This is a genomic window from Pararhizobium sp. LjRoot255, assembly GCF_964252905.1.
Taxonomy (GTDB): domain Bacteria; phylum Pseudomonadota; class Alphaproteobacteria; order Rhizobiales; family Rhizobiaceae; genus Pararhizobium.
In genome coordinates this window covers 2,605,729-2,618,664 of sequence record NZ_CAXUPQ020000001.1, presented here as the reverse complement: position 1 = coordinate 2,618,664, position 12,936 = coordinate 2,605,729, and the positions used below count along the sequence as shown (strand labels likewise).

Below are 12,936 nucleotides of genomic sequence, written 5' to 3'. Positions count from 1 at the left end.
CCCAGTCAATCGGCCAGCTTTGTTAAGCGCGAGCTTGACTGAAACCGTAGTGTCAAAGCCGTGGCGGAGAAAGACACCCGCGCGAACAGGTCTTGCCCATTCCCGCCATTCGCTGCTTCACCCGCGCCGTAAAAACGGCATGCGATGACGCATTCGCTCTCAGCCGGAGAAATCGGCGGATAGATCGAACTCACGCCCCATCAGCCTGAGGTCGTCAAACAGGGATTCGGCAAAACTGCGCATGACGATCAGTTCGAATTCGTTGTCGCCGGTACGCGCCAGATTGACGCTGACATGACCGCACAGAACATTCGACGCGGTGCCGATCACAAAGGCGGAAGGATGCAGATCGGTTGCGACGCCCTTGGCAAGAAGGCGGCGCACATTCGGCCCCGACAGCCGCAAGACGACGCGGCCGTCACTCTGATCGAAAATGTAGGCGATCTCGGCAAGCAGCAGCGAAAGATTGCGCTGCAGGCTGTCGGGCGTTTCCGACGGAGATACTGCCAGCCATTCGCCCGGCCCGGCGAAGCGCACGGATACGCCGCTCACGGCGGCCAGCCCCGCGGCGACCGCCGCCTCCTCGCCATCAACAGCCATGACCGTCGCAATCGCCTGTCTGCGCGGGATCTCCAGGTGATCGACGGCGCGAATGCCGGGCTCCAGCGGAAGGCGACCGTCCAGCGGGTGGCAAGAGGTGTAGGTCTTGATCATGTCTGCATCCACCTCACGCATTCAGCCTGGCATTGCCGGGATCGACGAAGACCGGGCTGCAGACTTCCGCCACCGTCTCGTTGCCGCCGAGCTTGTCCCAGACGACGATGCGTTCGCCATAACGCTCGCGGCCGGATTTGAGGAAGGCGAGGGCGATGTCATGGCCGAGCGTTGGCGAAAAACAGGCGGAACTGACATAACCCTGGTCGTTCAGGGTCGACGCCTTGGCACCTTCGCGCAGCAGATGCGCACCAGCGCGGATAAGCTGGTCCGTCTCGACCGGTTTCAACCCGACCATTTGCATACGGTCCGCCGCCGTCAGCCCATAGCGCGTCGAAAGCCGCTTGCCGATGAAATCGGTTTTTTGCGCCGATACCATGCGCCCGAAGCCGGCATCGTCCGGCGTCACGCGGCCGTCGAACTCGGCATGGGTGACATGACCCTTCTCGATGCGCAGCACGTTCAATGCCTCCAGCCCATAGGCGCAGATGCCGTGCGCCCTGCCCTCTTCCATGATCGCATCGGCGAGCGCTTCGCCAAAACCCGCAGGCACGGCAAGCTCGTAGGCCAGTTCGCCGGAAAAGGAGATACGGAACAGCCGCGCCTTGAGGCCGCCTTTCAGCGTGACGACGCCAGCGGCGAGGAACGGAAAGGCCGCGTCCGAAATATCGTCCTCGACGAGCGCCTGAACGACGAGGCGGGCGTTCGGCCCGGCGATGGCCATCTGCGCCCACTGATCGGTCGAAGAACAGAAGCGAACCTTGAGCTCCGGCCACAGCACCTGCGCACAATATTCCATATGGGACATGACGCCGCCGGCGAGCGCCGTCGTTGTCGTCATGAAGAAATGCCCGGGTGCCAGCCGGCTGGTGGTGCCATCGTCATAGACCAAACCATCCTCGCGCAGCATCAGCCCGTAGCGGGCCTTGCCGACGGGCAGCTTCAAGAACGGGTTGCAATAGAGCCGGTTGAGGAACTCGGCCGCGTCCGGCCCGAAAATCTCGATCTTTCCGAGCGTCGAGACGTCGCATAGCCCGACGTTCTGGCGGACATTCAGTACTTCCCGGCCGGTGCTTTCCCGCCATGTCTTTTCGCCGTGCCGGACAAAATAGGCCGGCCGATACCAGAGGCCGGAATCGGCAAAGACCGCACCGTTCTTCTCCGCCCAGGCATGCAGAGGCGACTTGCGTACCGGAGCGGCGTGCTCGTCGCGCGATGTCCCGGCAAGGGCGCCGAAGGCGACCGGCGTATAGAAGGGACGGAAGGTGGTTGTTCCGACGTCAGCGGGGCTGATCCCCTGCATGCCCGCCAAAAGGCCAGTGGCATTGATGCCCGAAAGCTTGCCCTGATCCGTCGCCATGCCGGTGGTCGTGTAGCGCTTGGCATGCTCGACATGGCCGAAGCCTTCGCGCAGAGCCAGACCCAGATCCTTGACATGAACGTCGTTCTGGAAATCGACGAAAGCCTTCGCCCTGGCACCCGGGGAGTACCACAGCGCCGTAAAGGAATGATCGGCTTCTTCTCCCACCGCCGGCAACGGATTGATAGCGGGTGAAAAACCGAGATCGGCCGCGATCATCGCCGCCTTTTCCGCGCCGTCCTTGAGACAGCCGGCAAGGCTGTATCGGCCAGCGGCAGAACCGGCAACGACGAGCGCGTTTCCGACGTCAGGTGCAAGAAACGTATTCAGCTCCGGCGACCACACCGCTTTTGCACCGCGTTGGCAGGCAAGGTGAATGACCGGGTTCCAGCCGCCGAACATGCCGATCGCGTCACAGGCGATCGTTTCCTCGAAGCCCGAGCGCTCGACGACAAGACCCGAGACACGCTGGCGTCCCCGCGTCTCGATGACGGAAGCGGACTGGATAACGCGCACGTCCGCTGGCGCCGCATCGACGGGCGCGGCGCGGCTGTCGACAATCGCCGCCACCTCCACCCCATGAGCAGAGAGATCGCTGGCTGCCCGGTAGCCTGCACTGCCATTGGTGAAGATCGCCACCGACTTTCCCGCCGCAACGCCAAACCGGTTGGCATAGGTGCGCATTGCGCCTGCCATCATCACGCCCGGCCGGTCATTGCCGCCGAACACCAGCGGCCGTTCTTCGGCGCCCGTCGCAAGCAGCGCGCGCTTGGCGGCGATGCGCCAGAGCCGCTCCACCGGCAGCTTCGCCTGCGGCGCGGCAACATGCTTCTGCACCCGCTCCACCGCACCGAAGACATTGTCGTCGTACCAACCAAAGACGGTGGTGCGCGGCATGATCGTGACATTCGGCAACGCGCGAAGCTCGGCGAGACATGCCTCGGCAAAATCCGCCGCGGAGCGGTCGTCGATCTGCGTCGTCTCGGCCAGCAGCGAACCGCCGAGCCGGAAATCTTCATCCGCCAGAATGACCCGCAGCCCGGCACGGCCAGCGGTCAACGCCGCCATCAAGCCTGTCGGGCCGGAACCGACAACGAGCAGGTCGCAATGCGCCCAGCATTTCTCGTAACTGTCCGGATCGCGCTCCAGCACGGCCCGGCCGAGACCCGCGGCGCGGCGAATGAGGGGCTGGTAGACCTTCTCCCAGAAGGCCGCCGGCCACATGAAGGTCTTATAGTAGAAACCCGCCGACAGGAACGGCGACAGAAGACTGTTGAGGGCGCCGACGTCGTATTTCAGCGACGGCCAGCGATTCTGGCTGCGGGCATCGAGCCCCGCGTAAAGCTCCGCGACCGTTGCCTTCGTATTCGGGTCAGTCGCCGCCCCCTTGCCGATCGCTACCAGCGCATTCGGCTCGCAAGACCCGGCCGTGACGATGCCGCGCGGCCGGTGGTATTTGAAGCTGCGGCCGACCAGAAGCTGATCGTTGGCAAGCAGGGCCGAAGCCAGCGTATCGCCGGCATGTCCCTTCATGGCTCGGCCGTCGAATTTGAAGCTCAACGTGCTGGTGCGGTCGATGACGCCACCGGATGTGAGACGATAAGCGGTCATCGGCCACCCTCCCGCGCCACAGCTGCGCCATCCGTCACCGAAAAGACGTCATGGGTGAACGTATCGCGCTCGACGACAAGCCATCGCCGACAGCCCGCGACATGTTGCCAGTGTTCCCGATAACGACCCTGCGGATTGGAACGGATATGAACGTATTCGTGCCAGGCTTCATCAGAAGCTTCGGGGGCCGGACGCACCACCGATGCGTCGCCGCGGATCGAAAACTCCTGCTTGGGCCGGATGCCGCAGTGCGGGCAATGAACGAGGCTTGCCATTCAGGGTCTCAATGCAGATTGGGCTGCGGGCCAGCGCCGCGTTCATCGATGGCATAGCCGCGCTCGAAACGATCGAGGCGCAGGAAGCGGGCGGCGGAATGGGTCTCGTCCTTGGCGATCAGATGCGCAAAACACCAGCCCGAGGCCGGCGTCGCCTTGAAGCCGCCGTAACACCAGCCGCAGTTGAGGTAGAGATTGCTGACCGGCGTATGGCTGATGATCGGCGAGCCATCCATGCTCATATCCATGACGCCGCCCCAGGCGCGCAGCACGCGCACGCGCGACAGGCCGGGGATCATCGACACGCCCTCCTCCATCACATGTTCGACCGTCGCCAGATTGCCGCGCTGGGCATAGGAATTGTAGCCGTCGATCTCTCCGCCAAAGACGAGGCCGCCCTTGTCAGACTGCGAGATGTAGAAATGCCCGGCACCATAGGTGATGACGTGATCGATGGCGGGCTTCAGCCCCTCCGTCACGAAGGCCTGCAGCACATGGCTTTCGATCGGCAGCTTCAGGTCTGCCATCTGGCCGACGCGCGATGTATTGCCCGCCGCCGCCAGGCCCAGCTTGCCGCAGGCGATGAACCCCTTCGAGGTCTCGACCCCCATCACCAGGCCGTTCTCGCGGCGGATGCCGGTCACCTCGCAATTCTGGATGAGATCGACGCCGAGGCGGTCGGCGGCACGGGCATAGCCCCAGGCGACAGCGTCATGGCGCGCCGTGCCGCCGCGCTTCTGCAAGAGGCCGCCCATGATCGGGAAGCGGGCATGATCGAAATTGAGGAAGGGCAGCATTTTCTTCAAGGCCGCGCGGTCAAGCAGTTCGGCCGGAACGCCCTCCATCCACATGGCGTTGCCGCGGCGGATATAGGCGTCGCGCTGGCCGTCATTGTGGTAGAGATTGATGACGCCGCGCTGCGACAGCATGGCGTTGTAGTTGAGATCCTGCTCCAGGCCTTCCCAGAGCTTCATCGAAAACTCGTAGAAGGGCTCGTTTCCGGGCAGCATATAGTTGGAGCGCACGATCGTCGTGTTGCGGCCGACATTGCCGGAGCCGAGATAGCCCTTTTCCAGCACCGCGATGTTCTTGAGACCGAATTCCTTGGCGAGATAATAGGCCGTCGCCAGTCCGTGGCCACCGCCGCCGACGATGATCACGTCATAGAATGGCTTCGGCACCGGCCGGCGCCAGGCCGGCTTCCAGTTGAGATTGCCCGAAAGCGCGTTCCTGACGATCGAGAATGCCGAATAGCGCATGCCAGTCCCAATTCCCCCACCATGTTGCCGCGCCACATTTACACAAGCCGCCGCTGGCGCAAAGAGCGCCGCGGCAGGACCCGATCGCATGCGCCGCCGCCCTGCTCTAGCCGAAGCGAGCCCGCGATACAGTGCCAAATGCGGCACAGTCGGAAAAATTTGACGAACACATCTTGAAAAGACCGGTAAGGAACGTGGATGTACAATCATCATCCCGGACAGCATTATTCACCGTTTCCGGGAAAATTCATCACCACGCCCGAACCAGGCGAAAGGTACAGGAAGCAAATGCTGGACATACTGGAAGAAGCGGCCGTGGCTGCGGGGAAAGCGATCCTCGACATCTATCATGCCGGGCCGGATGTCAGCTACAAGGCCGACTCCTCCCCCGTCACCGATGCCGATGCGCGCGCTGAGAAGATCATCCTCGATCGGCTGGCAGCGGCCTTTCCGGACATCCCTGTCGTCGCTGAGGAAGCCGTCTCCGCCGGCCACATTCCCGATATCGAGGGCAAGTCCTTCTTTCTCGTTGACCCGCTCGACGGCACCAAGGAATTCGTCGGCCGCAACGACGACTTTACGGTCAATATCGCCCTGATCGAAAAGGGTGAACCCGTTGCCGGCGTCGTCTACGCGCCGGCGCTCGGAATACTCTACGCCGCCAGCCGCAACAAGGCGACAAAGGCTGTCGTCTCGGGTCAACGCGAAATCGGCCCGCCGACGATTATCGGCTGCCGCAGCCGCGGCGACAGGCTGGTAGCGCTGGCCAGCCGTTCCCACAACAACCAGGAAACCATCGCCTATCTCGCCGAACACGGCATCACCGACTATGAAGCGATCGGCTCTTCGCTAAAGTTCTGTCTTCTCGCCGAAGGGCTGGCCGACATCTATCCCCGTCTCAGCCGGACGATGGAGTGGGACACCGCCGCTGGCGACGCGGTGCTGCGGGCGGCGGGCGGCGAAACCGTAACCATGGATGGGAATCCGCTGTCCTATGGCAAGCGCAATCAGGGCTCCGACGTGGATTTCGCCAACCCGCATTTCGTGTCGCGGGGAAAAAACTGATCCTCCTTCCCTGACCGGCGCTGAATGCCTTCATCCGTGCGGCAGCGGGAACAGTCGCCAGAGATTTCCCTTTGCAGACAACCCAGCCTTGGCACGCGCATCCCCGCTCCGCCTTCAACGGGTACCCTTCTCCTGACGACCAAGGAGAACCGCCCGATGAGCGAGACGACCGCCAATCTCGAACTGCCCTATATCCTGCCCTCCCAGGCGCAGAAGCACGTCACCCACAACGAAGCGCTACAGCGCCTCGATGCTGTCACCCAGCTGACGGTGACCGCCACTTTGGCAACCCCGCCTTCCGACCCAGAGGAGGGAACCTGCTACGACATTGCCGCATCGTCGACCGGCGCATGGACCGGAAAGAGCGGAAACCTCGCCTTCCGCCAGGACGGTGACTGGATCTTCATCAGCCCGAAGGAGGGCTGGCGCGGCTGGTTCCTGGCCGAGGACAAGTTGAAGATCCATGACGGCAGCGCCTGGGCGGCCTATGACGCCATCGGCACGCCCTCGTCTCTCGGCATCAACACCACCGCCGACAGCACCAACCGGCTCGCCGTCTCGGCGGCGGCCACACTGCTGACCCATGACGGAAACGGTCACCAGGTGAAAGTGAACAAGGCCGCAGCCGGCGATACGGCGAGCCTGCTGTTCCAGAGCGGCTGGTCCGGCCGGGCGGAAATGGGCCTTGCCGGCTCGGATCAGTTCGCCATCAAGGTCAGCCCGGACGGCTCGGCCTGGACCCAAGCGCTCAGCATCACCGGCCAGGGCCAGGTGCGAATGCCGCAACGGCCGCTGGTGCGGGCGACGCGCGGTGGCGGCGTGCTGACGCCCTCCTCCGGCTCCCAGACCGGCTTTTCCACCCTGAGCGTCAACCAGGGCGGCTTCAGCCTCGGCGCCGCCGTCGCCGGTGGTGGCAACCGGCTGATCGTCCCGGTAACAGCGCCTTACCTCGTCTGCCTTGGTGTCGAAGCCAATCCCGCCGGCGCCTTTTCCGTCGCTGTCAAGGTCAACGGAACGACGACGGTCGCCAGCATCAACGACAACGATACAGCCTCCACCTCCTACGGCAATTGCGCGATCGGCATGGCGCTCCTGAACGCCGGCGACTGGCTGGTGCTGGAGCACACCGGCACCACGCCGCTGGATTTCGGTTATGACAAGACGGAACTGACCGTTGTGATGCTGTAAGGCGGTGGAAAAAAACGGACGCGAGGTATGTCTAGCTGCTCAGCCGTTCAAAGAAGAGAGCCTTTAGCGCCGCAGAAGCGGCGCTAAAGGCTCCCCGTCACAAGGGCGAGGATGAAGGAGGTGCGACGCATGCCATATGCGAACTCGCCTATCCGAGGACGCTTGCCTAAACCGGAACGACTTCGCCCCGAACCGGCGCTTCCTCGCCCGCGATCGCCACGTCGTCTTCCTTCTTTGGGGGCTTGATGCGGAACCAGGCGAGGTAGAGTGCCGGCAGGAAGAGCAGGGTCAGGACCGTGCCGACGATGATGCCGCCCATCATGGCGTATGCCATCGGTCCCCAGAACACCTCGCGGGCGATCGGGATCAGCGCCAGACTGGCCGCCGCCGCCGTCAGCATGATCGGCCGCATCCGGTGTTCGGTCGCCTCCCGCACCGCCTGCCAGGGCGCAATACCTTCCTTACGCAGATCCTCGATCTGCACGACGAGGATGACAGAGTTACGGATCAGGATGCCGATCAGCGCCAGGATGCCGAGAATGGCGACGAAGCCCATCGGCGAATTGCTCGACAGCAGTGCCGCGACCACCCCGATCAGCGCCAGCGGCGCCACCGCGAAGACGAGGAACAACCGCGAGAAGCTCTGAAGCTGGATCATCAGGATCGTCGCCATGATGAACAGCATCAGCGGCACGACGGCCGCAATCGGCGCCTGGCTCTTGCCGCTTTCCTCGACACTGCCGCCGACTGCGACCTTGTACCCCGGCGGCAGCTTTTCGGCAAAGGCCGCCACGTCCTTTTCAAGCTGCGCGACGACCGTTGCCGGTTGCGTCGGGCCGTTGATGCCGGCCTTGACAATCAGCGTCGGCATGCGCGATCGCCGCCAGACGACCGGTTGTTCCATTTCGTAGCGGAAGTTAGCAACAGCGGCGAGCGGCACGGAATTGCCGCTGGCGCCTGGAAGCTGCAGGTCGCGCAGGGTCTCTATCGATTGCCGCTCGGACGCCTTGGCACGCGCGACGACGTTGATCAGATAGATATCGTCGCGAACCTGCGTTACCGTCATTCCGCCGACAATGCCGTTCAGCGCCGAGGAAATGTCCTGCGACGTGACGCCAAGCTGGCGGGCCTTGTCCTGCAGGACATCGACCTTGATCACGCGGGCGGGCTCGTTCCAGTCATAGACGACATCGCCCAGCAGCGGATTGCGACCGACGACGCTGCCCAGTTCCAGTGCATATGTGCGAACCTGACCGATATCCGGCCCGCTGACGCGATACTGCACAGGGCGGCCGACCGGCGGACCGATATCGAGCAGCTTCACATAGGCATCGGTGCCGACGAAGGTTTCCTTCAGATATTTCTGCAGGTCGGCACGCAGCTTGTCGCGCACCTCCAGGCTCTTGGTCACGATGATCGTCTGGCCGAACGAGGTGTCCGGCGGTTGCACGTCGAAGGAGAGAACGAAGCGCACCGCGCCCTGCCCAACATAGGTGGACCAGCGCTCGACATCCGGATTGCCGGCAAGCTTGTCCTTTTCGAACTTCGCCATCTGCGCATTGGTCTCGGTAATTGACGCATTCTGCGGCAGCGACCAGTCGACGATCAGTTCGAGGCGGTCGGACGACGGGAAGAACTGCTGCTGGACGAAACCCATGCCGAAGACGGATGCCGCAAAAATGACGGCCGTAAAGCCGATCGTCACCCAGCGCCAGCGCATGCACCAGAGAAGAAGTCTGGAAAAAACTCGCCCAAATGGACCCTTCTTGCCATGATGCTGCTTCATGGTTTTCGGGAGAATGGTGACGCCAAGCAAGGGTGCGAACACCACCGCCACGATCCAGGAGACCAGCAGAGAAACGGCGATGACGACGAACAGCGTGAACGTGAATTCGCCGGCGGCGCTGTTGTTGAGGCCGACCGGAATGAAGCTCGCGACCGTGACGAGCGTGCCGGTCAGCATCGGAAAGGCCGTCGATGTATAGACATAGGTCGCCGCCTTGCGCAGCGAGTCGCCGGCCTCCAGCCGCGCCACCATCATTTCGACGGCAATCATGGCATCGTCGACGAGAAGACCGAGCGAGATGATCAGCGCCCCGAGCGAGATGCGCTGCAGCGAGATGCCGAAATAGGACATGACGACAAAGGTGATGGCAAGCGTCAGCGGGATCGACAGCGCCACGACGAAACCGGCCCGCATCCCGAGACTGACGAAGCTGACGGCAAGAACGATGATCACCGCCTCCGCCAGACCACGGGTGAAGCCCGATACGGCTTCCTCGACGATCAGCGGCTGGTCGGAGACGAGATGCACGCCGACGCCGACCGGCAACTCCGCCTCGACCGCCTTGATCTGCTCTTCGACATGGGCACCGAATTCCAGCAGGTTGGCACCCTGTTTCATGCCGATGGCAAGACCTATGGCGGGCTGGCCATCGAAGCGGAACAGGGCCGACGGCGGATCAGTGTAGCCGCGGGTGATCGTCGCAATGTCGCTCAGCCGGAAGAAGCGGTTGTTGACCTGCAGATTGACGGCGCGAAGGCTGTCTTCCGATGTGAACTGGCCGTTAACGCGGACGCTCAGCCGTTCACCGTCCGCCTGCACGACGCCGGAGGGGGCGATGGCGTTCTGTGCCTGCAGGGTAGCGACGACCTCGTTCTGGTTGATGCCGAGGGCTGCAAGCTGGCGGGCCGAGAATTCGAGATAGATCACCTCGTCCTGCGCCCCGATGATATCGACCTTGCCGATATTCGGGACGGTGAGTATCTGCCGGCGGGCGTCCTCGACATAGTCGCGCAATTGCCGCTGCGTCAGGCCATCGGCCGTGAACGCATAGATATTGCCGAACACGTCGCCGAACCGATCGTTGAACGACGGGCCGAGCACGCCGGAAGGAAACTCGCCGCTGATATCGCCGATCATGTTGCGAACCGTCACCCAGATCGAGGCTACGTCGCGGGCCTTCGTCGTCTGCTTCAGGTTGACGAAGACGAGCGTCTGGCCCGGCGTCGTGATGCTGCGCGTGTAGTCGAGCGATTCGAGCTCTTCCAGCTTGCGTTCGATACGCTCGGTGACCTGGCGGGTGGTTTCCTCGACCGAGGCGCCTGGCCACTGCGCCGAGATCGTCATGGTCTTGATGGTGAAGGACGGGTCTTCTTCGCGCCCGAGGCTCAGATAGGAGAAAAAGCCGAGCAGGCCGAAGACGATCATGAAATACCAGACCATCGACGCATGATCGAGCGCCCAGTCGGAAAGGTTGAATTTTTTCATGAACGTGCCTCGCCTTCGAATTTCACTTTCTGGCCTTCCTCGAGGCTATGCGCCCCCGCCGTTACAACGCGCATGCCGGGCTCAACACCCGACACGACGATGATCACATTGCCAGCCTGAGGCCCGATAACCACTTCGCGAGTCTTGACCGTTCCATCGCCCTCATCGACCACCCAGACATAGGTTTTTCCGTCGCGCGAAAAAACCGCGGTTGCCGGCAGAACAATCTGCTCGACCGCGACTTCCTCCCTTGAGGCTGTGATCGTTGTGCCGAGCCGGAAGCTTGGCGGCGGATTTTCCAGGGCGATCCTGACGCGGCGCGTCCGTGTTGCCGGATCCGCAGCCGGCGCGACCTCGCGGACCTTGCCGTTCAACCCCATGGCGGGATTGATCTGCAAGAAAACGGAAAACGGCGTTCCCACCGGCAACAGGGCGCTGCCGTCCGGGACATCTATGACCGCATCCCTGTCGTCCGGCCGCGCAACAGTCACAACGGAGGCACCGGCGGCAACGACCTGGCCGACCTCCGCCCCGGTCTGCGTCACGACACCGTCGAACGCCGCCGTAATCTGGGTGTAGGAAAGCTGCTCCTCGGCCTTCGACAAGGCGGCTCTCGACTGCACGACCGAAGCTTGCGCGGCAGCGCTCGTCTGTTCCGCGCTTTCAACGGCGGCCTGCGTTTCCGTGCCGGCCGTGAAAAGCGCCCTGGTGCGCTGCTCGACGGAAACCGCGTTGGCGAGCGTCGCTTCCGCGTTGGCAAGATCGGCACGGGCCGATCCAACGGCAAGCTCAAGCGCGGTTGGATCGAGCGCCGCCAGCAACTGCCCCCGGCTGACCGTGTCCCCTGTATCGACATCGCGGGCGACCAGAAGGCCGGTCACGCGCGGGCCGAAGATCGTCTGAACCTTCGGCTGCACGGTACCGGCGAAGCTTGCCCCCGGAAGGCGCCTGAGGCTTACGATTTGCGAAAGTACCGGGCGGATCGCCGGCGCGGCCTGCTCTTCCTTTTCCTGGCAACCCGCGAGCAATAGAAGTGTAAGAGGCGCAAAAAGCAGCGCCAGCGAGATGCGGCTCATTCTGCCTGCTCCTTGATCACATCGACCACCTGACCGGGGCGCAACATCTTCGACCCGTCGATCACCACGGTATCGCCCTTGACGAGGCCGCCGGAAATAAGCACTCGGCCCGTTTCGTATGACGCCATCGTCACGGGTCTCAAATTGACCGTACTGTCCTTCTCGTCCACCACCCAGACGGCAGGCTTTCCATCACGCGCAGAAAGTGCCGTCCAGGGCAGGATCATGAGCTTTGTCGGCGCAAAACTGCCCAGGCCGGTGACCGGCGCGCCGAGCGTCATGCGTTCGGGCGTTTCGTCCATGGCGACTTTGACACGCACGGTACCGGTTGCTGTATCGATGGTGGGCGAGACTTCGCTGACCGTTCCCTCGGTTTTGACGGAGGGGTCGCTGACAAGTGCCAGTTTGATTTTCGGCTCCGCGGGCCTTTCGAAAAGCAACGATTCATAGACGTTGAAGATTGCATCGCGCGGGCCATCCCTGGCGACGGTGAACATCGTCTGCGCCGCCTGGACCACCTGCCCCGCCTCCGCCTTGCGCTCGGTAACGATGCCATCTGCATCGGCGCGAAGCTCGGTATAGGACAGGGCATCGCGCGACGTGCCGAGCCGCGCCCTGGCGGAATCGAGCGATCCCGTGGCAGTCCGCAAGGCCGTCTGCGCCTGATCGAAGGCCTCCTGGGTGGTGGAGTTCTTCGCCAGCAGCGCTTTCTGGCGTTCGAACGCGGACGACGCCTGCCTTACACTCGCCTCCGCCGCACGGACGGAAGCCTCGGAAGCCTCGACATCCGCCTGCTGCTCTTTGGGATCGATGCGGGCCAGAATCTCGCCGGCAGTCACATGCGATCCGACATCCGCGTACCACTCGGTGATCTGGCCGCTGACGCGGAACGAGAGATTGGTCTGAACATGGGCAACAACCTCGCCGGTCAGTGTTACCGTCTGCCGGTGATCAACGAAATCAACGCTCCGCGCGCGCACGGTCGTTTTTTCCTTTTCCGGCAGCATCGCCTCACCCTGGCAGGACGCCAGGGTGAGTACGGCAATCGATACCGCGCACCACCCGCCAAGGCTGTAGTTTCGTTTTGCGTTCATCTGCAGCAGCTCGCTCCAATGTC

Annotated in this window: 9 protein-coding genes; 2 read left to right on the top strand and 7 right to left on the bottom strand. The window is 63.0% G+C overall.

Annotated elements, in window-relative coordinates; translation table 11 throughout:
* Positions 1 to 159: 159 nt before the first annotated feature.
* From ACSQ2W_RS12660 to ACSQ2W_RS12645, 4 genes are read right to left on the bottom strand one after another with little or no spacing between them, the layout of a single operon-like run.
* Positions 160 to 714 carry a sarcosine oxidase subunit gamma gene (locus tag ACSQ2W_RS12660; protein WP_436086550.1) on the bottom strand — a complete coding sequence of 185 codons (555 nt, stop codon included), beginning with the start codon at positions 712 to 714 and terminating at the stop codon, positions 160 to 162.
* A gap of 13 nt (positions 715 to 727) precedes the next feature.
* Positions 728 to 3,685 carry a sarcosine oxidase subunit alpha family protein gene (locus ACSQ2W_RS12655; protein WP_436086549.1) on the bottom strand — a complete coding sequence of 986 codons (2,958 nt, stop codon included), beginning with the start codon at positions 3,683 to 3,685 and terminating at the stop codon, positions 728 to 730.
* Positions 3,682 to 3,960 (bottom strand): sarcosine oxidase subunit delta, encoded by a 279-nt coding sequence (locus ACSQ2W_RS12650; RefSeq protein WP_436086548.1) that lies wholly within the window; start codon positions 3,958 to 3,960, stop codon positions 3,682 to 3,684. The genes ACSQ2W_RS12655 and ACSQ2W_RS12650 overlap by 4 nt, the downstream gene beginning before the upstream one ends.
* An 8-nt stretch (positions 3,961 to 3,968) precedes the next feature.
* The gene (locus ACSQ2W_RS12645; RefSeq protein WP_436086547.1) at positions 3,969 to 5,219 is read right to left on the bottom strand and encodes a sarcosine oxidase subunit beta family protein; all 1,251 of its coding nucleotides are present in this window, start codon (positions 5,217 to 5,219) and stop codon (positions 3,969 to 3,971) included.
* A gap of 288 nt (positions 5,220 to 5,507) precedes the next feature.
* Between ACSQ2W_RS12645 and cysQ the strand changes: the two genes are divergently transcribed.
* Together cysQ and ACSQ2W_RS12635 are read left to right on the top strand one after the other, a co-directional pair.
* The gene (gene cysQ / locus ACSQ2W_RS12640) at positions 5,508 to 6,284 is read left to right on the top strand and encodes a 3'(2'),5'-bisphosphate nucleotidase CysQ (RefSeq protein WP_436080410.1); all 777 of its coding nucleotides are present in this window, start codon (positions 5,508 to 5,510) and stop codon (positions 6,282 to 6,284) included.
* Between the two features lie 156 nt (positions 6,285 to 6,440).
* The gene (locus ACSQ2W_RS12635) at positions 6,441 to 7,472 is read left to right on the top strand and encodes a DUF2793 domain-containing protein (protein WP_436086546.1); all 1,032 of its coding nucleotides are present in this window, start codon (positions 6,441 to 6,443) and stop codon (positions 7,470 to 7,472) included.
* Between the two features lie 166 nt (positions 7,473 to 7,638).
* On the opposite strand, the gene ACSQ2W_RS12630 is transcribed toward ACSQ2W_RS12635, so the two are convergent.
* The 3 genes from ACSQ2W_RS12630 to ACSQ2W_RS12620 are packed head-to-tail and all read right to left on the bottom strand — an operon-like array spanning position 7,639 to position 12,913.
* Complete coding sequence (locus ACSQ2W_RS12630; protein ID WP_436086545.1) at positions 7,639 to 10,743, bottom strand: efflux RND transporter permease subunit; 3,105 nt, start codon at positions 10,741 to 10,743, stop codon at positions 7,639 to 7,641.
* Positions 10,740 to 11,819, bottom strand: a complete 1,080-nt coding sequence (locus ACSQ2W_RS12625) for an efflux RND transporter periplasmic adaptor subunit (protein ID WP_436086544.1) — start codon at positions 11,817 to 11,819, stop codon at positions 10,740 to 10,742. The genes ACSQ2W_RS12630 and ACSQ2W_RS12625 overlap by 4 nt, the downstream gene beginning before the upstream one ends.
* The gene (locus ACSQ2W_RS12620) at positions 11,816 to 12,913 is read right to left on the bottom strand and encodes an efflux RND transporter periplasmic adaptor subunit (protein ID WP_436086543.1); all 1,098 of its coding nucleotides are present in this window, start codon (positions 12,911 to 12,913) and stop codon (positions 11,816 to 11,818) included. The genes ACSQ2W_RS12625 and ACSQ2W_RS12620 overlap by 4 nt, the downstream gene beginning before the upstream one ends.
* Between the last annotated feature and the right edge of the window lie 23 nt (positions 12,914 to 12,936).